The sequence below is a fragment of the Haloarcula sp. H-GB5 genome (genome assembly GCF_054850705.1).
Genome location: NZ_JBTWBG010000002.1, coordinates 125,081 through 145,767 on the forward strand (window position 1 = coordinate 125,081; position 20,687 = coordinate 145,767).

Annotated in this window: 24 protein-coding genes; 11 read left to right on the top strand and 13 right to left on the bottom strand. The window is 59.9% G+C overall.

Going from position 1 to position 20,687, the window contains the following annotated elements; translation table 11 throughout:
* Positions 1-69: 69 nt before the first annotated feature.
* On the bottom strand, positions 70-1,392 hold the full coding sequence (locus ACYJ11_RS08535; RefSeq protein ID WP_461647477.1) for a twin-arginine translocation signal domain-containing protein: 1,323 nt from the start codon (positions 1,390-1,392) through the stop codon (positions 70-72).
* Positions 1,393-1,605: 213 nt separating this feature from the next.
* Here ACYJ11_RS08535 and ACYJ11_RS08540 point away from each other — a divergent pair, with 213 nt between their 5' ends.
* Positions 1,606-2,817 (top strand): glycosyltransferase, encoded by a 1,212-nt coding sequence (locus ACYJ11_RS08540; protein ID WP_461647478.1) that lies wholly within the window; start codon positions 1,606-1,608, stop codon positions 2,815-2,817.
* Here the strand turns inward: ACYJ11_RS08540 and ACYJ11_RS08545 are convergent.
* The 7 genes from ACYJ11_RS08545 to ACYJ11_RS08575 all read right to left on the bottom strand — a co-directional run bounded on the left by ACYJ11_RS08545 (position 2,792) and on the right by ACYJ11_RS08575 (position 10,357).
* Positions 2,792-4,210 (bottom strand): oligosaccharide flippase family protein, encoded by a 1,419-nt coding sequence (locus tag ACYJ11_RS08545; protein ID WP_461647479.1) that lies wholly within the window; start codon positions 4,208-4,210, stop codon positions 2,792-2,794. The genes ACYJ11_RS08540 and ACYJ11_RS08545 overlap by 26 nt on opposite strands.
* Before the next feature lie 143 nt (positions 4,211-4,353).
* A complete protein-coding gene (locus ACYJ11_RS08550; RefSeq protein ID WP_461647480.1) occupies positions 4,354-5,403 on the bottom strand; it encodes a DUF354 domain-containing protein in 1,050 nt (349 codons plus the stop codon).
* A gap of 157 nt (positions 5,404-5,560) precedes the next feature.
* A complete protein-coding gene (locus tag ACYJ11_RS08555) occupies positions 5,561-6,541 on the bottom strand; it encodes a DUF1616 domain-containing protein (protein ID WP_461647481.1) in 981 nt (326 codons plus the stop codon).
* Positions 6,542-6,547: 6 nt separating this feature from the next.
* On the bottom strand, positions 6,548-8,284 hold the full coding sequence (locus ACYJ11_RS08560) for a hypothetical protein (protein WP_461647482.1): 1,737 nt from the start codon (positions 8,282-8,284) through the stop codon (positions 6,548-6,550).
* A 546-nt stretch (positions 8,285-8,830) separates the two neighbouring features.
* Positions 8,831-9,277, bottom strand: coding sequence for a hypothetical protein (locus ACYJ11_RS08565; protein WP_461647483.1), 447 nt, complete (start codon positions 9,275-9,277; stop codon positions 8,831-8,833).
* Between the two features lie 64 nt (positions 9,278-9,341).
* Complete coding sequence (locus tag ACYJ11_RS08570; RefSeq protein ID WP_461647484.1) at positions 9,342-9,632, bottom strand: DUF424 domain-containing protein; 291 nt, start codon at positions 9,630-9,632, stop codon at positions 9,342-9,344.
* A complete protein-coding gene (locus ACYJ11_RS08575) occupies positions 9,629-10,357 on the bottom strand; it encodes a tetratricopeptide repeat protein (protein WP_170097644.1) in 729 nt (242 codons plus the stop codon). Before ACYJ11_RS08575 ends, ACYJ11_RS08570 begins: the two co-directional genes overlap by 4 nt.
* A 202-nt stretch (positions 10,358-10,559) precedes the next feature.
* Here ACYJ11_RS08575 and thpR point away from each other — a divergent pair, with 202 nt between their 5' ends.
* Positions 10,560-11,123 carry an RNA 2',3'-cyclic phosphodiesterase gene (thpR, locus tag ACYJ11_RS08580; protein ID WP_461647485.1) on the top strand — a complete coding sequence of 188 codons (564 nt, stop codon included), beginning with the start codon at positions 10,560-10,562 and terminating at the stop codon, positions 11,121-11,123.
* A 257-nt stretch (positions 11,124-11,380) separates the two neighbouring features.
* Entirely contained in the window at positions 11,381-12,193 is an 813-nt protein-coding gene (locus ACYJ11_RS08585; protein WP_170097642.1) for a ZIP family metal transporter, read from the top strand.
* On the opposite strand, the gene ACYJ11_RS08590 is transcribed toward ACYJ11_RS08585, so the two are convergent.
* A complete protein-coding gene (locus tag ACYJ11_RS08590) occupies positions 12,190-12,642 on the bottom strand; it encodes a hypothetical protein (protein WP_461648424.1) in 453 nt (150 codons plus the stop codon). The two genes, ACYJ11_RS08585 and ACYJ11_RS08590, sit on opposite strands and share 4 nt — an antisense overlap.
* 186 nt (positions 12,643-12,828) lie before the next feature.
* Between ACYJ11_RS08590 and ACYJ11_RS08595 the strand changes: the two genes are divergently transcribed.
* Genes ACYJ11_RS08595 through ACYJ11_RS08605 form a run of 3 tightly spaced genes read left to right on the top strand, consistent with a single transcriptional unit; the run spans position 12,829 to position 13,927 of the window.
* Positions 12,829-12,981: a 50S ribosomal protein L39e gene (locus ACYJ11_RS08595; RefSeq protein WP_004518346.1), complete on the top strand. Its 153-nt coding sequence runs from the start codon at positions 12,829-12,831 to the stop codon at positions 12,979-12,981.
* Positions 12,981-13,259, top strand: coding sequence for a 50S ribosomal protein L31e (locus ACYJ11_RS08600; RefSeq protein WP_004518347.1), 279 nt, complete (start codon positions 12,981-12,983; stop codon positions 13,257-13,259). The genes ACYJ11_RS08595 and ACYJ11_RS08600 overlap by 1 nt, the downstream gene beginning before the upstream one ends.
* 2 nt (positions 13,260-13,261) lie before the next feature.
* Positions 13,262-13,927: a translation initiation factor IF-6 gene (locus ACYJ11_RS08605; RefSeq protein ID WP_461647486.1), complete on the top strand. Its 666-nt coding sequence runs from the start codon at positions 13,262-13,264 to the stop codon at positions 13,925-13,927.
* A 20-nt stretch (positions 13,928-13,947) separates the two neighbouring features.
* Here the strand turns inward: ACYJ11_RS08605 and ACYJ11_RS08610 are convergent, their stop codons facing one another.
* Entirely contained in the window at positions 13,948-14,112 is a 165-nt protein-coding gene (locus ACYJ11_RS08610) for a hypothetical protein (RefSeq protein ID WP_461647487.1), read from the bottom strand.
* 383 nt (positions 14,113-14,495) lie between these two features.
* On the opposite strand from ACYJ11_RS08610, the gene rpl18a reads away from it, so the two are divergent.
* The 4 genes from rpl18a (at position 14,496) to ACYJ11_RS08630 (ending at position 17,811) form a co-directional block, all read left to right on the top strand.
* The gene (gene rpl18a / locus ACYJ11_RS08615; RefSeq protein ID WP_004594032.1) at positions 14,496-14,669 is read left to right on the top strand and encodes a 50S ribosomal protein L18Ae; all 174 of its coding nucleotides are present in this window, start codon (positions 14,496-14,498) and stop codon (positions 14,667-14,669) included.
* A complete protein-coding gene (gene pfdA / locus ACYJ11_RS08620; RefSeq protein WP_188852004.1) occupies positions 14,666-15,127 on the top strand; it encodes a prefoldin subunit alpha in 462 nt (153 codons plus the stop codon). The genes rpl18a and pfdA overlap by 4 nt, the downstream gene beginning before the upstream one ends.
* Before the next feature lie 6 nt (positions 15,128-15,133).
* On the top strand, positions 15,134-16,426 hold the full coding sequence (gene ftsY, locus ACYJ11_RS08625; RefSeq protein ID WP_461647488.1) for a signal recognition particle-docking protein FtsY: 1,293 nt from the start codon (positions 15,134-15,136) through the stop codon (positions 16,424-16,426).
* An 863-nt stretch (positions 16,427-17,289) separates the two neighbouring features.
* Positions 17,290-17,811: a cell wall anchor protein gene (locus tag ACYJ11_RS08630; protein ID WP_461647489.1), complete on the top strand. Its 522-nt coding sequence runs from the start codon at positions 17,290-17,292 to the stop codon at positions 17,809-17,811.
* 51 nt (positions 17,812-17,862) lie between these two features.
* Here ACYJ11_RS08630 and ACYJ11_RS08635 read toward each other — a convergent pair whose 3' ends face one another.
* Genes ACYJ11_RS08635 through ACYJ11_RS08645 form a run of 3 tightly spaced genes read right to left on the bottom strand, consistent with a single transcriptional unit; the run spans position 17,863 to position 19,898 of the window.
* Positions 17,863-18,513, bottom strand: a complete 651-nt coding sequence (locus tag ACYJ11_RS08635; protein WP_004964639.1) for a bifunctional 4-hydroxy-2-oxoglutarate aldolase/2-dehydro-3-deoxy-phosphogluconate aldolase — start codon at positions 18,511-18,513, stop codon at positions 17,863-17,865.
* Positions 18,514-18,566: 53 nt separating this feature from the next.
* Positions 18,567-18,941, bottom strand: a complete 375-nt coding sequence (locus tag ACYJ11_RS08640) for a cupin domain-containing protein (protein ID WP_461647490.1) — start codon at positions 18,939-18,941, stop codon at positions 18,567-18,569.
* Positions 18,942-18,989: 48 nt separating this feature from the next.
* A complete protein-coding gene (locus ACYJ11_RS08645) occupies positions 18,990-19,898 on the bottom strand; it encodes an AEC family transporter (protein WP_461647491.1) in 909 nt (302 codons plus the stop codon).
* A gap of 178 nt (positions 19,899-20,076) precedes the next feature.
* Between ACYJ11_RS08645 and ACYJ11_RS08650 the strand changes: the two genes are divergently transcribed.
* On the top strand, positions 20,077-20,589 hold the full coding sequence (locus ACYJ11_RS08650; protein ID WP_461647492.1) for a hypothetical protein: 513 nt from the start codon (positions 20,077-20,079) through the stop codon (positions 20,587-20,589).
* The last annotated feature ends 98 nt before the right edge of the window (positions 20,590-20,687 follow it).

Here is a 20,687-nt window from a genome sequence, read left to right on the forward strand (position 1 = left end):
GTGATTACGGCTACCACATGTTTCTGGACCAGGTAACTACCAGCTACTATTCAATTTTTTGTCAAAGCTTCACACAGTAAGCCGATCCTTCCGCACAGATGAATTTACGAGAGAAAGCGGCTCACCGGGAACCTGAATAGTTGAGTCGGTCACTAGGCATCTGTCTGCATTGGTGAACCTAATTCCGTCCCGCCTCGTTCCCGACTGCCTGATTACGCAGTCCCGCAGTACTGTTCTGTCTCGATCGGCGATAACAACGGCAGTACCGCCGGCTGCATCGCCAGTGATACTAACGTTCTGGAGCGTAATTGGTGCCTCGGTGCCGCCACTGTCCCCATTGACGGCCCTGACCGCATTGTACTCGTCTTTGTCGACGTGGATTGTCGTGTTGCGCACGGTCGAAGAGCCGTGGTCGGGGTGATAGACGATGGCACCGAATCCGGGGCCTGCATCGCTAGTGATGGTGATGTCACAGTCGCTAACGAACTGTCCGGATTGGGCACGTAGCCTAATTCCTCGGACGTTTAGCTTCTCCAGTGACGGATGTGGTGGCACCGAATCGACGCGGACCGTGACTCCGTGAGCCGTTGATCCGGTTGATCCAAGCCGAACGTTTGCGATATTGTTATTCGCGTACAGACCGCCTTTGACGTGTACAACGCCGTCACGACCTGTATAGCTCTGACTGCTCCGGCCCGGCGCGGAGGCGTAGAGCCCGTTATTGGGGAAGTTGGCGACAGTGCAGTTCTCAAACCGGAGCGTTCCCGCGTGGTCTTTGCCGACTAAGATACCAACGCCGTTTCCCCCTTGATGTCCACCGTCAGGGGCAGTGACATCCCTCACAACCCCTGTTGCATCCGGATCGCGCACGTCAAACCGGAACCCGACGTGTGGTGTCGTCCGGTCCTGATCCGGCAACTGACCACGGAGTCCAATGTCCTGAACCAGAAAGTCTCCATTGGCAATCACCCTGAGAGTGTTTCCGAATCCCGTTCGTGAAAAGTCAAATGCCAGCCCCTCTAAAAGGAGGTCCTCAACACCCTCGAATGCCATCAGTGACTGTTGCTCGCTGGCTGGTGTCGCCGGCTCAAACAACACCCGTGCCTCGGGCTTCGCTCGTAGACCGAAGTTACGAACCGGGCCAACGTTGAGGGAGCCGAGACGGTATGTGCCCTCGGGGAACTCAATGAGGGTATCATCATCGGTGTACCCCTCGAGGACGCTGTCGACCCGTTTCGACCCATCGGGGTCTGCGCCCGCTGCGATGGCGTTGATGACGGTCTCAAATCGCGACTGGGTCGTGACAGTCCCGGGATAGCTAATACCGACTGTCAAGGCTGTAGCGGCGGTCCCTTTAAGAAATCCCCGTCGTGTCCGCTGACCTCCAGTCATTGCCGCCTGTCGGTGTCTGGGATATTATATAATACGCACCTTACCGGCGTCAGGTCGGGTGGATATTGCTGACTTCCCGTGCGGGCACCGGGTTGTATACCCATAACTCCCCTTTACTTATCACCACGAACAGAGACGTTCGATGCAAATGATAGCAGGAATAACCACACGACGCACTCGACCCGCACCAGTGGGTCTGTAACTCCTGAACCGATGGCACAGCGTCGCTCTCTACTACTGATTCATCACCGCGATGTTAGGTCACCGTTCAGCGCGACCGTCCCGCACTATATCTCAACAAAGCTTGCAGCCGCGCACACTGTTCATGTCATCTGTAGCGCCGACAAAGACCACGATGCTGGGGATAGCGGTAACACATCAGTCGTATACCATCCACTCCGTACCGGTAACACCCGCCTCATTTCGACGATAGCGTTCTTTATCATTGCCACACTGTACGCGGCCGTACTCGGGGCTCGGCACCGATTCGACGCAACCTATGGCTTCCAGCGAACCCTCGTTCAGGCCTGGGTTGGCGCTATTGCCGGCGATTCGCGCTTTGTCGCTGGTCTTCAGGTGGTTCCGGTCCGACAGAAGCGTGATTTTGTCACGTCTAGACAGGCAGATATGTCGCCCGCAGAGCGTCTCTCCGTCATGATATGGGCAGGGTACGCCGCCGCGGTCAAGGTGGTCTTGCAGCGGTGTGACCAGATAACCTGTCTGACCGAAGGGATCCGCAAGGTCACCGAACAGGAGTACGGGCTTGATCTCTCGTCGGCGGTAGTCATTGGGATGGGTGTTGATACTGAAACGTTCGAGCCAGCTGACGGGCGACAGACCAGTGACTCCTTCTCTAGACCACTGACTGTGACATACGTCGGCTCGCTTGGGGCTGCCAGGGGTCTCCCACATGTTATTGAGGCGCTTGCAGAGTGTAGTGTGGCGTTTGAGTTCCATATCGCGGGTGATGGCCAATCCGGTTACATTGATGCAATGCAGGCAAAGGCTGCGCAGCTGGGAGTGGCTGACCAGATCGTCTGGTACGGACGAGTGCCCCACAGTGACGTCCCGGAGCTGTTGACCCGGACTGATGTGGCCATTTCTCCACTAGAGGACATCGAGTCATACCGGATCAGCTTCCCGGCGAAACTGCTTGAGTACATGGCAGCCGGCACAGTTATCATGGCAACGGATATTCCGCCACACCAGCGACTGATTACAGATGGAAACAATGGGATCCTGTACGATGGAACCGAAACAGGGCTTTGCTCGGCGATTGAGCGGTGTCTCAATGATCCGGCTGCCGCCAGTCAGATAGAGACCACGGCCAGAGAGACTGCTGAGGCGCATGACTGGGATACTGTTGTCAACAAACACGCCGCGGTGCTGTTCCCAACTGCTACACCCAGCCAAGCGAGCGTATAGCCTGCCGTAACTGGATTCTGACACCGGAGCTAGCCAACAACAGCCCGCCGTAACTCAATACACCAACCGCAAGTCCAACACTGAGACGAAGCCAGCCGGGATCAAAGAGACGAATCACCAGTGCAACCGTACCAGCCATCAGTGCAGCCGCGACAGCGCTCCAGACGATTCGTGTACGGGGGAGCGGAATGCGGACGAACTGCCGCACGTAATAGATTGACACTACGGCCGCCGCCGCCGCGCTCAGAGTTGTTGCGACCGCTGCCCCACGGATATCGAAGACAGGAATGAGCGCAAGATTGAGTACAATGTTCGTACCGATGGCGACGACACTACCCCGGTAGCCCAGTTGCGGCGCATCCATTGCGTACAGCGCCGGGCCGACAACAAGCTGTACTGACCGGAGGATCTTCTCTAGCATAAACACGACCAGCACAGGATAGCCCACAGCAGCCGCGCTTCCGAAAATAGTTGTCAAAAGGTCGGGGCCAAGGACGACTGCGCCGGCGAACGCTGGAATAGTCGCATACAGCGACAGCTGAACCCAGGTACGGAAGGCGTCTTCAATGCGGTCAAACCGATTCCGTTCGTGCCATCTTGAAATCTGTGGGAATAACGATGTGCGGATAGCGTTAGTCAACAGCAGTGCAACCGCGGCAACCCGCCAGGCGATCTCGTAGACACCGACAAGCGATACCGGGACAAATAGACGGAGGATCGCCACGTCGATCCACTCGTAGACGATTCCGCTGACACTCCCAACGAACAGGTACCGCCCGAACCCGACGAGTGCACGCGCCCGGTCCAGCCGGGGCCAGCCAACGCTGACGTCGAGCCGAGCCATGGCTCCGAGCGTGGTCGCGAGGTCGCCTAGCACGAACCCGAGAACGAGGCCAGTTGAACCCATGCCATTTACCACGAAAACGGCACTCGTTGCAACCCAGGTCAGCTTTCCGAGTACTTTCACCGCTGCGTTCCGATCAACCTGTAGTTCTCCCGCGAGCAGGCGCAGCGCAAGCCCTCGACCCTGTCTGATGATAAGACCTGCAACCAGTATGGGTACAACGCCCGGGATGCCGACATACTGTTCCACATACGAAGCAAATACTGCCAGACCGACCAGCCACGGCAGCAGCAGCAGTGTCTTTACCGCGAGTGCTGACCCGAGAACTTCGCCCATCGGAGCAGTAGCAGAAAGCTGTTTTTCAACCGCCTTTGAGACGCCCAGATCAGCAGGGATATTGAGCATCCCAATGACTGCCTGAAAAAGAAAAAACGAGCCAATAGCCGCGGTACCCATGGCCCGAGTGAATCCGGCAACCGCCGCGAACTCAATAATCGCGAGTGCGATATTTCCGGAGAATAACTTCAGGACGGCCGTTCTAACTTCCATGTAGCAACACCAGTACCCCGTGGACTACGCCGGCATCCATTTGTTAGCGGGAGATTATTTAGCTATAGCATGGAGCGTAGCCATTGAAATAGATACATACCAATGGGACAGGTGGTGGGTGAGCCGGTTCACTCTCACTGCAGTCAACCCCCAGTACGGATAAGCTCGACCATGTGCTCCGTCACGTCGCGTTGCTGTGCGAGGAGCCGTTCACGTTCGCGTTCCCAGCGCTCCTCGTCGTCATCAGCCAGCAGGGAGTCGGCCCGGTCGATAGCCGCGTTCCCATCCGCATACGAGTACAGCAGCTCCCGCTTTTCTAGTTCAAGGAAATTATGCATGTCATTATCACCGACAACGGAATTTATTCGGACAGCTGGTGTTCCCAGCAGGGCAGCCTCCGTTGGCATCGTCTGTGAATCACCGACATAGAGGTCAGCAAAGTAGAGGAGATCGTGGACCAGATGCGGCGGGACAGTGAGCTGATACTGGTCGTACTCGGATGGTAACTCCCCTTCACAGGTAATATACACCTCTCCCTGATCGCAGAGCTGCTCAACAAGCTGTGACCTGGCAGCCGCGTCGAGCCCCTTTTCACCGATATCGTGGTACGCATCCCAGCCCGCCAGTCTGACCACGGTGTAGGTCCCATCTGGGTTGACACCGTGGGCTCGTAGACGCTCGGGATCCGGATTGAACCGGTCGGGGTGAAGGTACGCTAGCTCCTGAAATCCGACTGTGTGCGACCGTCCAAACGGAACGTGAAAATCCAGCCCTGGTGGTGAACAGATATCATCGACGAACGGGAGCGTGAGTCCGTGGTACAGCAGTCGAACCGTCCGCGGGCGAAGAACTGTGTCCATATACACAAGGTTCCGGCAGCCCAGAGCAGTGGCGACGTGGACCGCTGGTGGGGCCAGCCGCGCGACGATTACGGAGGGATCAAACTCACGGGCCAAATTGTAGAGCCGTCGCTCTCGCTTGGCGAGTTCAGCCGTCAGCTCCACCAGCCCGTCGCTTTCAGTAGTAAGTGTGGCGTAGTCCAGTCCCTCGGCTGAAAGCAGATCAAGCGTCATTTCCTTCTCACGAGCAGCCACGAGCGTCTCGAAACCTTCTGCTTCGAGCTCTTGGGCGGCATGTTTGAAGAGATGGACCTGTGCGGGATGGTTGACGCTAAACAGGACTCGTTTACTCATCAGTTGCCTCCCTCGTTGACGTTGTCGCCAATGGACTGGGTTTCCCGGGGGCCAGTATCGGTCGGTGCATACCCGTTTGGTATCTCTGCAAGCGATGCACAGTAAGTTATACTCGAATTAGTTGTTGAGAGTTTGCAGATATCGCAGTCATAGTGGCTCACGACGACTTGATCTCGACGGGAATGGACACTGCCCTGAGCGCATTGTCTCGCGTCGGTGTTCCTGGGGCCTGTCCCTCATACAGGAGAACCACGATGGTTCCGTTACCCGGTGGCCCACCGGGTTGCACGCTCACCTTGTCTGTCACCGGAGTTGACGGTTGAGCGGTAACAGATGTCCGCTGCCTGACTGACCAGGACTTGGAGCTGTTCTCCAGCTGGCGCTCAAAGCCGACAACGTACGTGTACTCTCGGGGTGCATCGCCGTGGTGTTCGATCTGGACTGTGTAATTCCCCGTATCATCTGGGAAGTAAACGCCCTGATAGTCCTCGATAGTCACATTCCCTGCAGCATTCTCAGTCCCGATTGCGAGTTCGGCGTTCGCCGTTTCCCCGTTTCCGTCAAGAACCACTACGCCAGCGGCAGCGATCAGTACCACTGCAACGACAGCAGCCAGGACCGGTAACACGTCGAAAAGTGACTCGATACCGAGCACTTCGCGTCCGAACCCGCCGGCTGCCGGCGGTTCCCAGTCTGTAACAGGCCGCCGACTCGCAGCGATGGCACAGCACCCACCTGTCCCGATAGCGACGACAGCACAGATCAGCGAGAGGCGTATCCGAGTCACCAGCGAGAGTCCGTACAGTACCATCGGGAGTAGCGATGCGCTTGCTACAACCGCGAGTGTCACGCGTTCAACCGGAACAAGCCCGTTTAGCCGGTTACGAGGTCGCGTAGGCGGGGCTCTGTCATCGCTCGTGACTGATTCGACAGTCAACGTCGGGAAGATTGCAGTGACCAGCGCATATCCTGGCGCGAACAACAACACTGGCAGGGCGACGGGGATCCGTGCTGTCGGTCCCATCCATTCTGGAGACTGCAACACTGAAGCCACCACGGTCGTATAGCTGGCGACGAGCAGCAGATCGGCGTATGGTCCCGTCCGGCGTAGCAGCTGGGTACACAGTGTGCGAATCATTGGTAGCTACCCTGACTCCTCGAACATACGGCAGTACTGGACCGCTCCATTAGTGTAAACTACAGCGGAATCAGACGGACAGACGAATTCTCTTTCAAGCTGTACTTTTCTGAACTGACCGTTCGCAGTGATTATTGGCGACCCAGTGGACTGGTAGCGACGGTACACCCGGTCTCTGCTTGCAAAGCCGCCGCTATCGGAGTCGTACGCTAACGGTCGCGACGACTGGTTTTGCCAGAGTGGAAACAACATCCGGTAGGGATGATCGGTTACGACTGTACTCCGGTCCTGTGGCCGGAGTGCTGAAATCGATTCCACCGCAGCCAACTCCGATTCCGTGTGTGAGTACCGCGGGTACGCTTCCTCAAAGGCTGGATTCTCAAGTGTCGCCTTCCGTGAGACGAAGACTGACCCGGGGAACACAAGCGCGAGAAGTAGCATACAGCCGACGACAGTTCGGGTCCCGAAACGGCGTGTAACGTACCGCAGGCCAAATACGCCAACGATTGCCATCAGGATATAGAGGAACGCGAACCAACGGTCCGGAATGAAGACGTTGACGCCAAACAGTGGCAGCCCCAGCGTGAATACAAGCATAATCCCCGCACCGACAACAAATATGGCGGAGAGTTGGGTGAGACGGTGTCGCTGGAGCAACACCAGTAGTCCCAGCACCAGCAGACACAGCAGGATCGAGAATCCCATTGCGTCAACAAGGGTCACTGTGGTGGGGACCTCCTGCACGATTGCGGTGGGCAGTTCTCCACTGGCGGCGTTACTGCTGCGCAGGTTGAGGAAGCCGGCACCCGAGAGGTCGCTGCTGAGCAGTACAATCATCCGGCCAATGAATGATTGGTCTCCATAGGGCGTAACCGACCAGAACCCCATTGCCAGCACCGTCGTCGTGCCGAACAGCCCAATCGTGTTTACCGTTGGAATCTCTGCGGGGACGCGATCCGCGACGCCGCTGAGATAGTCAGTATAGTCTGCGACGAGTTTGGCGACAACACCGGCACCAAGCAGTGTAAGGACGATGAATGTCGACACTTGATGGACCAGCACGACCGAGAGACAACAGTACAGCGTAAGCCCATACAGTGGCCGTCGGGTGTCGGTGTAGAACAGCTTCGTTAATCCGAACAGGACAGCGGCGAAATAGACGAGACCCAGACTGTTCGGGATAACGTCGATACTCCAACGCAACATGTAGTCGCTCATCGTGAACAACGCTGCAGCAAGAAGTGAGCCACGCACTGCCAGCATATATCGGGCTGTACTGTACACCAGGAGTGGGGTTATCGGAATGACGAGTGCGGCGCTTGCAAACATCGCTGTCCGGAGACTGGACCCGAACAGTGCCGCCCCGCTGACTACGAGTATATGATACACCGGTGCCACCGAATACTTCGATTCGGAGATGGCAGCGGTTGTTCCGGCGGACTGTATGTCCGCGATGAACTGCGTTACGTGAACCCATGTGTCGACGCCAATAAATCCTGGAGTGGTCAGCAGGGCGGTGTACTGGATCACGAGCAGGAGTCCGAGTAGTTCTGCCAGCACGACCCGGGGCCGCAATGCCGATGTCTTGGCGAAACCGATCTGTACAATGATTGCTGAGCCAATGACGCTGCTCAAGAGGTGGAACTGAATCGTCCGGCCGTTCTGGAGTGCCCCAAGCAACGCCAGGGATCCAATTCCGATGATGACAACTGTCTCTCCGACTCGTACCGCGTTCTTTCCCACGAACGCCGTCGTGTGCGTGTGTGATTCGGCGGTTCGACGCCACCCCACAAGATACGTCAGGCCAGCAACCCCACCACATAACGGGACTATGAGAACAAATATTTCTGTTGTGAACAGTACCAGTGGCGCGAGCAGTACTGTGGCAATTATTCCGACACAGGCGATAGCGACGTCTCTTGGAACGGACTTGCGGCTGATTTTCGGGACCGACGGCAGGTTCATGCTTGGCCGTCAGCTAACCTCCACCAGATCATGGTCCCTCCTTGCGTGATCCGGTACTTTGTTAACCAGATCTTTCGGCGTAACCAGCTTGGAGACGGCTGCTTTCGGCGAATGAGTGTGCTGTACTACCACGACACACAGATGTGGCTAGCAAAGTCTGTGCTTTCTCGCTAGTCAGACACTTCGGGGTATGTTGTGTACCACTTAAGAGAAGCAGTACTAGCTATAACTGCGGTAATGAGACGTTATCAGATAAATGAAACATATTTCAGAACTCACCGTACACAGGAAGTCGTCCGCTATCGATAGCGGGCGTACACTGACCTACTCTGAGTCAGACCCAGCAGCCATCAGGTGCTGCTCCCGATAGGTCTCCAGTAGGTAGTTGTCCCAGACGAGGTCGGCGAGAACGTGGGCATACAGCACGACAGCGGTAAACAGGGCCAGCGGCTCGGAGACGAGCCAGAGGCCGAACACGACTACACCGCCGATGAGATGGTGACTGAGGAGCCGCTGGAGCGGCCAGAGGTCTTGTGGGCCGAAGATTTCGTCTTGGTCGAGCACCGCGATCTTCGGATTGCGGAGGCAGCGGCGGAGCGCGGTCCAGTCGCCGGTTTCCAGTCGAGCCACTGCGAAGTGGTCCAAATCGATGACGACGCCGACGACGACCGCGTAGCCGACGGCGGCCCACCAGGGAAGCGGGATCGGCAGAACGGCGACGCCGGCGGCCCCGACGGCAGCGGAGACGATAGCGTGGTCTCGAGAATACATATGTGTCACTCTCGACGCGCGTGTGCAAAGACTGTCGGGGTCGGGCGTGCGATAGCGACCGCAGTTACATCCAGAGCAGTTGCGCGTGGCGCGTCTCGCCCAGATCGAGGACGTTCTCCTCGTCGACGAAGCCGTGCTCGACGGCGACGCTGACGGCGTCGTCGCCGACGATGTTGGCGACCGAACACCGGGAAAGACTGTCGACGATTTCGTCTTCGGTAGCCGCCTCGCCACCGTAGAAATCCTCGTTGACGGTGAGCGAGACGGGTCCGTTCTCGAACGTTTCGCCCATGATGTCGGGGTCACAGACGGAGACGAGCAACCCCTCGTCGGTGTCGCGTTCGTTGAGTATCATTCAAGCAGTTGCTGCTCGGCCTCCTCGCGCATCTCGTCGACTTCTTCAGCCAGCTCTTCGGCGCGGTCGAACTCGCCGACCTCTTCGAGGGCGCGGGCCTTCTCTTCGAGCACATCGGCGTTGCGGAAACCGAGGCGGACGGCGTTGTCGAACGCGTCGATAGCTTCGTCAGCTAGCCCGCGTTCGAGCAGGAAGAAGCCGCGGTTGTACCAGCCCTCGCCGAAGCGAGGGTCGATTTCGACGGCGCGCTCGGCGTGTTCGAGCGCCTGTTCGGAGCGGCCGGATTTCCACAGCGCGTATGCGAGGTTCGTCTCGGCCGTAGCGGCGTGGTCGGACTCCTCGTCGAAATTGAGGGCTTCCTTGTACGCGCCGATGGCGGCGTCCCACTCCTCGAGTTCCGCGTGGGCCGCACCCTTGTTGGTCCATGCCTCTTGGAGCAGACGCTCCTCCTCTGTGTGCTGGGCAACGCGCTCGAAGGTTTCGGCGGCCTGTTCGTGGCGGTTGATGTGCATATACTCTAGGCCGACATCGAGTAGCTTCTCCGGTTCCACAGAGTCAGCGGAGATGTTCCGCTGGTCAAGCAGGTCGGTGACGACACGCGAGTCGACGGGGTCGACCTTGTCCGGATCGACTTCGAACTCTGGCGGTTCGAGGTCGAACCCCTCGTAGGGGTCGTCGAACCCCTGCCCTTCCGAAAAGGCGTGATCGTCGTCGTTGTCTGTCATACTACCTGATTGACGGCCAATCCGGTTAAGGGCTACGTCCACGGCTCGCCAGGATTTAGGTGTCCTGCGCCCGGATTTCCGGCCGCTCGGAGCCCGTTATACCGGACGGCCCTTGTCTCCACGGTGTCGCTTGCGGTCGTCCTGAGGAGTTCTGGCTGCGGTGCCCGGTGCTTTCTTGCGAACCGGCCCGCAACCCTCAGCTATGACAAAGCGCCTGTTCGTCAGCGTCGACCTTGACGGGCTGGCCGACGCCGTGGCAGCCGTCCAGAACCGGTTCGACGGGGTGTCGGGCCTTCGACTCACCGACCCCGAGCAAGCTCATGTCACGCTGAAGTTCCTCGGTGACACCGACTCGGATCGCATCGACGACGTCGCCGCCGCCCTCGAAACCGCGGTCGAAGACAGCGGCGTCGATCCGTTCGAAGCTGAGTTCGGCGGGCTCGGCGTCTTTCCGTCGCTGTCCTACATCAGCGTCGTCTGGATTGGCGTCCAGGACGGCCAGGGTGATGCGGAACTGACCGCGCTGCACGAAGCCATCGAAGACCGGACCGTCGCGATGGGGTTTGACCCGGAGGACCACGGGTTCACGCCGCACGCGACCATCGCCAGAATGGACAACGCCGGCGGCAAGGAGACTGTACAGCACGTCGTCGAGAACGACGATCCTGGCGTGGGGCGCCTACGGGTCGCGGAAATCAGGCTGAAAGAGAGCGAACTGGGTCCCGACGGACCGACATACCGGACCGTCGACTCGGTGTCGCTGTGAGTGTGTACCGTTACAGCCAGGCGGTTGCTGTCGGTGCGAGTTCTATGCGAACGATGCTGACGGCCATTTAGTGATAGAATTTTGTTAGAAACTGTTTGGTGGTGTCGGGAGTGTCGTAGTTTTGGCTGGGATTCGCACTGAGGGCATGAATTAGGCACCTGTATAACTCCGTGCGGCGTACTGGCAGTCCGTTTAGGCCGACCAAAACAAATCAGGTTAGTGACAATTTTTATCGGTCCGAGCAGCGTAGGACCGATATGGTCGCCGTTGAGAACGTTGCTTTCGTGTTCGTCGCGGGGTTGCTCACGGCACTCGCCACCGGCCTCGGTGCGATACCGTTCTTTCTGGTCGACGAGTTCTCCGACCGATGGAACGTCCTGCTGTGGGGGCTCGCCTCGGGGATCATGGTTGCCGCCTCGTTGTTCGGACTCGTCCGGGAGGGGCTGGCCTACGGATCGCCAGTGCTCATGGTTCCCGGTATTCTGGCTGGGGTCGCGCTCGTCGCTGTAGCACACGAACTGTTAGACGATTTCGACCAGTCGCCCAAGCAGTTCGAACAGGCGGATTTTACCAAGCTGCTGCTAATTCTGGGCATTCTGACTGTCCATAGCTTCCCGGAGGGCGTCGCCGTCGGCGTCTCCTTCGCTGAACTCGGGTTGGAGTCGGCCACGCCCGAATCCGCTGTCGGTATCCTTGGTGTCTCCGTCCCGCTGCTGGCGGTGTTCATGACCATCGCCATCTCCATCCACAACGTCCCTGAGGGGACTGCTATCGCCATCCCGCTTCGCTCGCTGGGTGTCAGCGAGTGGAAGATGGTCTGGTGGGCGGTGTTCTCCTCGCTGCCCCAGCCGGTCGGGGCCGTTATCGCGTATTACTTCGTCACGCTGGCGAAGGCGTTCCTCCCGTTCGGCTTCGGCTTCGCCGCCGGGGCGATGGTGTACCTCGTACTCACAGAGTTCGTCCCCGAGGCGCTGGAGTACGGGGACGGCTTGCCGGGTGGAGGCAAACGTGAACTACTCGCAGGGGTCGCTGTCGGCGTGTTGGCGATGGTGCCGCTGGCGTTCGTTTAGAACGGGAGCTTGTTCCGGATGACGGTGAGGTCGACAAAGGCCTTCAGCGGGTCGCCGTAGTCATCAACACGGGTCTCCATCCGGTAGTTCGAGTGGTCGACGGCGAAGAAGTACGGCCCGGGTTCGTCAAGTGACTCTCGCGCGCCGCCGTCGTCCGTCGACGCTTTGTAAATATCCGACCCCTCCGGCTGGACCGCTGTCTGGCTGAACTCGGGGTTCCCCGGCGGTGTCTCGTCGGGCTTCCGACCCTTGATGAACGTGTCGTACTGCTCGAACCGCTCGCGATCAGTGAAAAAGTACACGCTGAACGGGATGTCCGCTTTGACGATATACCGTAGTTCACCGCCGGGGTCGGATACGTCCGGAATTTCCTCCTTGATCCACGCTTCGTGTGGGTTGACTCTGACGTCCTGTTGCACGCTGACGACGACCTCACCGCCCCCACCCATGCAACCGGAGCCGACAGCTGTTGCACCGACACCCATTGTCTGGAGGAATCTCCGGCGCTTCATCCATTGATAATCAGGGCCACGGACTACTTAGTTCTACGTCCGCAGTTATAGCCGCTGATAACGGGCCGTGACCGGCTCGAAAAGGAAGGAATTTAAACCACGGCGCGGAACAAGCACCATACCATGGGTAAGAAATCGAAGGCTACGAAGAAGCGACTGGCCAAACTCGACAACCAGAACAGTCGAGTCCCGGCCTGGGTCATGCTCAAGACGGACCGCGAAGTCCAGCGCAACCACAAACGACGCCACTGGCGGCGCAACGACACTGACGAATAATGAGCGCCAGTGACTTCGAGGAGCGTGTCGTCACCGTCCCGCTCCGAGACGCGCGAGCCGAACCGAACCACAAGCGCGCAGACAAGGCGATGATCCTCATCCGCGAGCACCTCGCCAAACACTTCTCTGTCGACGAGGACGCCGTCCGCCTCGACCCCTCGATCAACGAGGCGGCCTGGGCCCGCGGTCGCGCCAACACGCCGAGCAAGATCCGTGTTCGCGCCGCCCGCTTCGAGGAAGAGGGCGAAGCCATCGTCGAAGCAGAGACCGCAGAGTAACGTTGCTCCGCGCGGCTTTCTCCGGGTCGTCGTACGTGGGTGTGTTCGCCCGTGCGACCGACGACTGCGTGCTGGTTCGCCCAGACTTAGACGAATCGCTGCTCGACGACCTGAGCGACGAACTCGACGTTCCAGCCGTGCCGACCACCGTCGGCCGCTCCGGGACCGTCGGCGCGCTCGCGACCGGCAACGAGAACGGACTGGTCGTCTCCGAACGCGTCCGCGAGACCGAAATCGAACGGATTCAGGACGTCGTCGACGTGCCCGTGACGCGGCTCCCCGGCCGAATCAACGCCGCCGGCAACGTCGTCTGCTGTAACGACTACGGCGCGTACGTCCACCCTGACCTCTCCAGAGACGCCGTGCAGGCCGTCAAAGACGGGCTGGAGGTCCCGGTCGAACGTGGCGTCATCGCCGGTGTCACAACCGTCGGGACCGCTGCCGTCGCCACCAACAACGGTGTGCTCTGCCATCCGAAGGCCACGGACGGCGAACTCGATGCCCTCGAGGACATCCTCGACGTACCGGCCGACATCGGGACCATTAATTACGGTGGCCCGCTCGTTGGCTCCGGACTGGTCGCCAACGACCACGGCTACGTCTGTGGTTCGGACACCTCCGGGCCAGAGCTGGGCCGTATCGACCAGGCACTCGGCTACATCGACTGACGCGACTTCTCTGTCACCGCTCAGGATGGATGCTGGTGGCTGAGTTTCTCTGCCACCACGCCCGGAACGGGCAGTCCACAGTCCCCACACGCCCAGAACCGACTGGTCCCGCCGCGCTCCAGTGTCAGGTCTTGCCTGAACCGAAGCGTCGCACCGCACTCACACTGGTAGGTCGTCTCGCTCATATCTCGACGTACGTGATGCCCCCGCAAATCCGCCGTGGTCAGTGACCATGACAGATCGTGTCAAAGAATAATATGGTGTGTTCCCAAATATCATACATGGTCCAGCGAACACCACCCGCGGAAGACCAGAACAGTCTCGTCTGCCGGAAGTGTGACTACTCGACAGGTGTACTCCGCCCGTCTTGTCCGGAGTGTGGCGGCGATATGGTGTACGCACCAGATCCCGGTGAATAGGAGCTGAATCATCTGTTTCTGGGTGGCTCGGATGCCACTGGATCGGTCCGAATAGCGGTGAGTATTGCCCGGATCTGTCGTGGATCGCTGTGTCTCTGGAAAAAGGCGGAAGGGGAAGATACTTCCCTGCCCTGCCCGCATCTGCGTGTATGAGCACGTACACTGTTCGCGGTAGTTTCCCGGCCCGAGACGGCCCACAACAGTTCGAGAAGGAGGTCGACGCGCCAAACGAGAACGTCGCTGAGGAGCGCGTTTACAGCGACTTCGGCTCCCAGCACAACCTCAAGCGCACGCAGATCACGATCGAGGAGGTGGCAGCATGATGGGCGGTGGCGGCGGTGGCGGCGGCGGTCAGATGCAGCAGGTCGCACAGGAGATCGAGCAGATGGAGCAGGAAGTCGAGGCTATCGACGAGGAGATCGAACGCCTCCGCGAGAAGCAGACTGATATCGACGAGGCCATCGAGGCCATCGAGACGCTCGACTCCGGTTCCACGGTACAGGTCCCGCTCGGTGGCGACGCCTACATCCGCGCGACTATCGAGGACATCGACGAGGTCGTCGTCTCCCTCGGTGGCGGCTACTCCGCAGAGCGCGAGCAGGACGGCGCTGTCAGCACGCTGGAAACCAAGAAGGAGACACTGGACGACCACATTAGCGACCTGCAGGAAGAGAAGGCCGAAGTCGAGACCGAGATGGAGGAGCTCGAACAGCAGGCCCAGCAGATGCAACAGCAGCAGATGCAGCAGATGATGCAACAGCAAGAGCAGGAAGACGAGTAAGGCCGCATGTTCGACGGACTGAAGGACAAACTCAGCGGGTTCACGAGCGACGTTGAGGAGGACGTCGACGAAGAGGCACTTGAAGCGGAGGAAGAACCGGACGCCGACGGGGCGGACGGGGAAGTGCCGGCTGATCAGGCGACTGATTCCGAGCCCGCAACGGACACGCAGCCGTCCGAAGGCGATACGCAGGCGGCGACGCCAGCAGCTACGGACGATCAGTCCGGGACTGGCTCTGAACCGTCAGCCGCTGACTCCGAGGTGATAGATGAGTCAGCCACAGCGTCGTCTACGGCAGTCGAAGACGGGGATGCAGTCCCTGACGTAGATTCACAGTCGGACGATGCTGCGGAGACCGAGGCGGACTCGGCGTCCGAAGCCGATTCGGCGTCCGAAGAAGACGACGACGGCGGCCGCGGCCTCGCCGCGAAGGCGAAGCTCATGGCGACTGGGAAGACGGTCATCGAGGAGGAGGACCTGCAGGACCACCTCGACGACCTCGAACTGGCGCTGCTGTCGAGCGACGTGGAGATGAGCGTCGCCAACGAGATTCTTGATGGCGTCAAGGAGAACCTCACGGGCCAGACCCGCCGGCGGCTCTCCAGCACGGGGAACCTCGTCCGGGACGCGCTCCGCGAGTCGCTGTACGACGTCATCAACGTCGGCCAGTTCGACTTCGACGATCGGATCCAGCAGGCGGACAAGCCGGTCACCATCGTATTCACCGGCGTCAACGGCGTCGGGAAGACGACCTCGATTGCGAAACTCGCCCGGTACTTCGAGGAGCGCGGACTCTCGACGGTGCTCGCCAACGGCGACACCTATCGCGCCGGCGCGAACGAGCAACTGGAGAAACACGCCGAGAACCTCGACAAGAAGATCATCACCCACGAGCAGGGATCGGACCCGACGGCGGTCGTCTACGATGCTGTCGAGTACGCCAAGGCCAACGACATCGACGTGGTACTGGGCGATACGGCCGGCCGACTCCACACCTCGGATGACTTGATGGCCCAACTGGAGAAGATCGACCGCAACATCGACCCGGACATGACGCTGTTCGTGGACGAGGCGGTCGCGGGTCAGGACGCCGTCAACCGGGCGCGCGAGTTCAACGACGCCGCCGAGATAGACGGTGCGATCCTGACGAAGGCCGACGCCGATCCGCAGGGCGGCGCGGCGATCTCCGTTGCTCACGTCACGGGGAAGCCGATTCTCTTCCTGGGGACCGGCCAGGACTACGACGACCTCGAACCGTTCGACCCCGAGGAAATCGTCGACAGCCTCATCGGCGAATAAGGCTCGGACTTCGAGGTTATTATCGCCGCAATATCTGGGCTATGAGCAGCTATTGCTGGCCCTTATTGTCGAAAAACCGGCGCAGTCGCGCGCTCTCGACGGGACTGCACTGCGTACGATGCAGCAAATATCACCACATCGGCGGAGGTGTGGTCGTTTTCGCCGACAGGAGCGCGTTGAAGTCGATCGCTGCTCATCACTGATTTACGCAATATTGTAGCGTGACACCAATGCAGACAATTGAACGATGTGACGTTTCCGGCGATATCGTGAACGGGGGAGACAGCGATGTCTGACCGACGCTACCGTCGGCAAGCCGTGCCGGCTGATGTCGCACCTGAACTCCTCGGGCCATCTTCGGATGACCGCCGTCTCCCCACCGACGAGTACAGTTCGTAACTGACGGGAGCGAGCCGATGCCCGGTGTTCCGGGCGACGGTGACGACAGTTGCGGCTGCGGGAGTTCCTGAACGTATGGAGACTGGTGCAGGCACTGACCGTCCACGGGTTATTACGTTGCTAAACTGAGATTGAGCGGGTTTTGACCCCGGTGCGGGTGTCTGACTCACGGCGCAGGGCAGGCTAGTGCAACCTGGGACGCACATACCTATGTACTCGATAACCGCTCGGGAACAGTGTGCATAATTATAACCCGAGTATCGAACCACACCGCGGCACGTCGAAGTTCGAGCGATCGAAGCGTAGAACTACTTGTGAACCGGTCGAAATACTGGATTCGAACTAATCAGGGTCTGAAACCGATTGTTTTGCGAACTAGCACACCTTCGGGTGTGGCTAATCCGCTCTGTCAGACACTTAGCAGGTCATTCATAAATTGCCTTGGTAGTCTTCGGGCAAACGCTATGGGACGACTGACATCTCGACGAAACGTTATCAAGATCGCAGGCGGCGCACTCGTGGCGCTCGCTGGCTGTAGTGACACTGGCGGTAGCGGCGGGAACGGCACTATGGAGACCGACGGCGACGGCGGTGCAGAAGCCCCGGACACGCCCACGGCCGAAGAGACTGACGCGATGACGGCCGACGATACAGAACCGGCGATGGAGACTGAGACTGCCTCCGAAACTGAGGCCGAAACCGGAATGGATACCGAGACGGAACTCGGCGAGAACGAAACCGATGCTCCCGGGAACGAGACCGAGATGCCGGATACTGAAACAGATCTACCAGGCAATGAGACTGAAGTACCGGGCAACGAAACTGAAACGCCTGGCAACGAGACAGATATTCCGGGCAACGAAACGGACATATCCGGTAACGAAACTGAAGTACCTAGCAACGAAACTGAACTACCCGGAAATGAGACCGATACGGCCGGGACCGAGACAGGCAACGAAACGACCGCGAACGAAACCGAAGTGTAACCCGCCCGCACCGTACCAGAGCCGTTCCCCACCGGTCGGGTGAGATTGTTGCTACTCTCGGGCGGCCTCGACGGCGTCGACGAACGCCGCGGCCTGTTCGCGGACGCCGTCCATGTCGTCGTTCTCGATTGCTTCGTAGTTGACCAGCGCCGAGCCCGCGCCGACGGCGACCGCACCGGCGTCGAAGAACTCGTCGACGTTGTCGGTCGAGACGCCACCGGTCGGCATAATCGGGACGTCGCCGAGCGGACCCTGTAGCGCGCCGATGTGGGCCGGGCCGACCGTTTTCGCCGGGAACATCTTCAGGATGTCCGCGCCCGCTTCCATCGCGTCGGCGGCCTCCGTCGGCGTCATGACGCCAGGGATCGCGAGGACCCCCTCGCGGTTGCACACGTCGATGACGTCCTCGTTGAGGTTCGGCGCGAGAACGAACTCCGCGCCAGCCTCGATGACGTTGCGGGCGGCGGCGGCGTCCATGACTGTCCCAGCCCCGATAATGGCGTCTGTGTCGTCGAGCGCTTTGTCGACGGCGGCGATCATGTCCGAGCAGCGCTTCGCGTCGGCCGTCAGCTCCAGCGCCGTGACGCCGCCCTCGTGGACGGCTGTCGCCACGTCGACCATCTTTTCCTCGGGAATCCCGCGCAAGACTGCCGTGACGCCGCTGTCGACCAGTTCCTGTTGTACCGCCTGTTTACTCGTCATAGGCGCAACTGTGACGGGGTGGCTGAAAAGCGTGTCTGAACCGCCGAACCACGCTACGCGTCGGGGTCGTACGGGCGCGCGATGTCGGTCGGCGGCGCGCCGACGCCCAGCACAGTAACTGATTCGTCGGCGTCAGCCGGGTTGTGCGCGCGGTGCGGGCTCTCCGGCTCGGCGACGAACGCCTCGTCGGCCGAGACGACGTACTCCCCGTCGGGCGTTTCGACGTGAAGCGTGCCGTCGAGTACGTAGAACAGTTCCTCGCGCGTCTCGTGGTAGTGATAGGCCCGCGAGAGGTCCTCTCCGGGCGCCATCTCGTAGGTGGCCGCGTGGAGCGCGTGGAGTTCGGCGGCGTCGGAGATGCCGCGCCGGTCACAGGGGTAGTCCTCGGTTTCCGACAGGTCCTGCGGATCGATCTGGTGATAGCCCATACCGTCGGTGGGGGCGTCGGCGGGCAAAAGCGTGACCACGGCGGGGCGTCAGGTGAACAGCCAGACGAGGAGCGACAGCGTTCCGATGGAGACCACCGTCGACGTGAAGACGTTCAGTGAGGCGAACGCCGCGTCGCCGCCGAGTTCGGTCGTGTAGACGTACGTCGACACCGCCGTTGGCGTGCCGAGCATCACGACTGCCGCACCCAGCGCTGTCGCGTCCATCGACAACGAGGAGTACACCAGCCACGCCAGCGCCGGCATCCACAGTACCTTCAGCCCGACGACGCTGACGGTTTTTTGCAGATCCGACACCGGAAGGTCCGTGTCGAGCGTCGCACCGATACACAGCAGGGCGACCGGCAACGCCAGTTCTGCCGGTGGACCGAGCGCACCGATGAGTAACTCCGGAACGGGCAGCGACAGGACCGAGGCTGTGATGCCAGCCACCAGCGCGATGAGTACCGGGTTCGTCACGAGTTTCTTGCACTCGGTCAGCAGCGAGGCGTCGCTGCCGTTGATACGGACCAGCAGGAACACCGTCACTGGGACGTGGGTCACCGCGCCGATACCGAGGATGACGCTGGCGACGGCTGTCGCTTCGCTGCCCATCGTCGCCGCCACGAGCGGCAGCCCGAGAAACCCCATGTTGCTGTGATACGACTGGACGACGGAGACGCTGCGGCGGTCGGCGGAATCCAGCCGTCGATGGACGAGCCAGCCCAGCGCTATCGTCAGCGCGATGACGGCCCAGAACCCCCCGAGTAGCGCCGGTGAGACGATCTCCTGTAACGGGCGGTCGTACGTGGACCGGAATATGAGCGCCGGCAGCGCGACGGTAAAGACGAGTGTGGTGAGGCTATCCGTCCGCCGCTCGGTCAACAGCCCGAAATGGCCGGCGGCGACGCCGGCCGAGAGAAACGCGACCATGAATCCGAGCTGCCCGAGAACGGCCATGTTGGTCCCCAATCGGTTCGTCTTTTTGACCCTTTCGTCACGGGCAGAAACAGTATCAGTGGAGAAGCTGGAGAGAGTTCACAGAGAATTGGGACTGAATTTGAAGGATCTTTGAAAAATATTCTCAATATCCCTCTCCGTGGTGAACCGTGGAGGCGGAGAAAGCCTCCGAAGCACAATGACTGGAAGCGAACAACCGACACGGCGACAGGTTCTCCGGTCAACAGCAGCCCTCGGCGTCGCAGGTGTTGGGCTGTCTGTGACTGGAGCAACTGCAGCGAACCCTGGAAACGGTGATGAGCGCGGTACGGGGAAAGAGTTCGGCCGTGTCTATGCGAACGACGTACTCTGGCGGACAAACGTTGTGAACGTCCTCGACGAGCGTCCCGACCCGGAGGACAAAATCTACTTCCTCCATGACGGACATAAACCGATCGTGGCTAACGAGAAGGTGAGTGCCGACCAACGCTCACCGTTCGTCTCCGAGTCAGCACCCGGTGACCGAGACTGGAACGGTGGGCAGTGGACGCATTTCTCGGCAGCGGTGACTGACATCCAGGCGTTCAATGACGATGCACCGCTGACAAGCGATAGCGATATCTTAGACAAAGACTACACCAACGTCACTCTCGGTCGTCCCGGCTTCGGCCCACCCGACTTCTTCGTCTGCCCGCTGAACGGTCGCGCATAGCGGCTTCCCTACAACCACTTTCTCTGACTGCTGTCAGCCCGCGGCTCCGGACTTGCAGGGGAGTCGGGCGCATGACAACAAGCCTTTACCCGCACCGT

Excerpts from the sequence above, each read along its gene's own strand:
- ACYJ11_RS08535 (WP_461647477.1), bottom strand. The coding sequence starts at position 1,392 with ATGACTGGAGGTCAGCGGACACGACGGGGATTTCTTAAAGGGACCGCC.
- ACYJ11_RS08540 (WP_461647478.1), top strand. The coding sequence starts at position 1,606 with ATGGCACAGCGTCGCTCTCTACTACTGATTCATCACCGCGATGTTAGG.
- ACYJ11_RS08545 (WP_461647479.1), bottom strand. The coding sequence starts at position 4,210 with ATGGAAGTTAGAACGGCCGTCCTGAAGTTATTCTCCGGAAATATCGCA.
- ACYJ11_RS08550 (WP_461647480.1), bottom strand. The coding sequence starts at position 5,403 with ATGAGTAAACGAGTCCTGTTTAGCGTCAACCATCCCGCACAGGTCCAT.
- ACYJ11_RS08555 (WP_461647481.1), bottom strand. The coding sequence starts at position 6,541 with ATGATTCGCACACTGTGTACCCAGCTGCTACGCCGGACGGGACCATAC.
- ACYJ11_RS08565 (WP_461647483.1), bottom strand. The coding sequence starts at position 9,277 with ATGTATTCTCGAGACCACGCTATCGTCTCCGCTGCCGTCGGGGCCGCC.
- ACYJ11_RS08570 (WP_461647484.1), bottom strand. The coding sequence starts at position 9,632 with ATGATACTCAACGAACGCGACACCGACGAGGGGTTGCTCGTCTCCGTC.
- ACYJ11_RS08575 (WP_170097644.1), bottom strand. The coding sequence starts at position 10,357 with ATGACAGACAACGACGACGATCACGCCTTTTCGGAAGGGCAGGGGTTC.
- thpR (WP_461647485.1), top strand. The coding sequence starts at position 10,560 with ATGACAAAGCGCCTGTTCGTCAGCGTCGACCTTGACGGGCTGGCCGAC.
- ACYJ11_RS08585 (WP_170097642.1), top strand. The coding sequence starts at position 11,381 with ATGGTCGCCGTTGAGAACGTTGCTTTCGTGTTCGTCGCGGGGTTGCTC.
- ACYJ11_RS08590 (WP_461648424.1), bottom strand. The coding sequence starts at position 12,642 with ATGGGTGGGGGCGGTGAGGTCGTCGTCAGCGTGCAACAGGACGTCAGA.
- ACYJ11_RS08595 (WP_004518346.1), top strand. The coding sequence starts at position 12,829 with ATGGGTAAGAAATCGAAGGCTACGAAGAAGCGACTGGCCAAACTCGAC.
- ACYJ11_RS08600 (WP_004518347.1), top strand. The coding sequence starts at position 12,981 with ATGAGCGCCAGTGACTTCGAGGAGCGTGTCGTCACCGTCCCGCTCCGA.
- ACYJ11_RS08610 (WP_461647487.1), bottom strand. The coding sequence starts at position 14,112 with ATGAGCGAGACGACCTACCAGTGTGAGTGCGGTGCGACGCTTCGGTTC.
- rpl18a (WP_004594032.1), top strand. The coding sequence starts at position 14,496 with ATGAGCACGTACACTGTTCGCGGTAGTTTCCCGGCCCGAGACGGCCCA.
- pfdA (WP_188852004.1), top strand. The coding sequence starts at position 14,666 with ATGATGGGCGGTGGCGGCGGTGGCGGCGGCGGTCAGATGCAGCAGGTC.
- ftsY (WP_461647488.1), top strand. The coding sequence starts at position 15,134 with ATGTTCGACGGACTGAAGGACAAACTCAGCGGGTTCACGAGCGACGTT.
- ACYJ11_RS08630 (WP_461647489.1), top strand. The coding sequence starts at position 17,290 with ATGGGACGACTGACATCTCGACGAAACGTTATCAAGATCGCAGGCGGC.
- ACYJ11_RS08635 (WP_004964639.1), bottom strand. The coding sequence starts at position 18,513 with ATGACGAGTAAACAGGCGGTACAACAGGAACTGGTCGACAGCGGCGTC.
- ACYJ11_RS08640 (WP_461647490.1), bottom strand. The coding sequence starts at position 18,941 with ATGGGCTATCACCAGATCGATCCGCAGGACCTGTCGGAAACCGAGGAC.
- ACYJ11_RS08645 (WP_461647491.1), bottom strand. The coding sequence starts at position 19,898 with ATGGCCGTTCTCGGGCAGCTCGGATTCATGGTCGCGTTTCTCTCGGCC.
- ACYJ11_RS08650 (WP_461647492.1), top strand. The coding sequence starts at position 20,077 with ATGACTGGAAGCGAACAACCGACACGGCGACAGGTTCTCCGGTCAACA.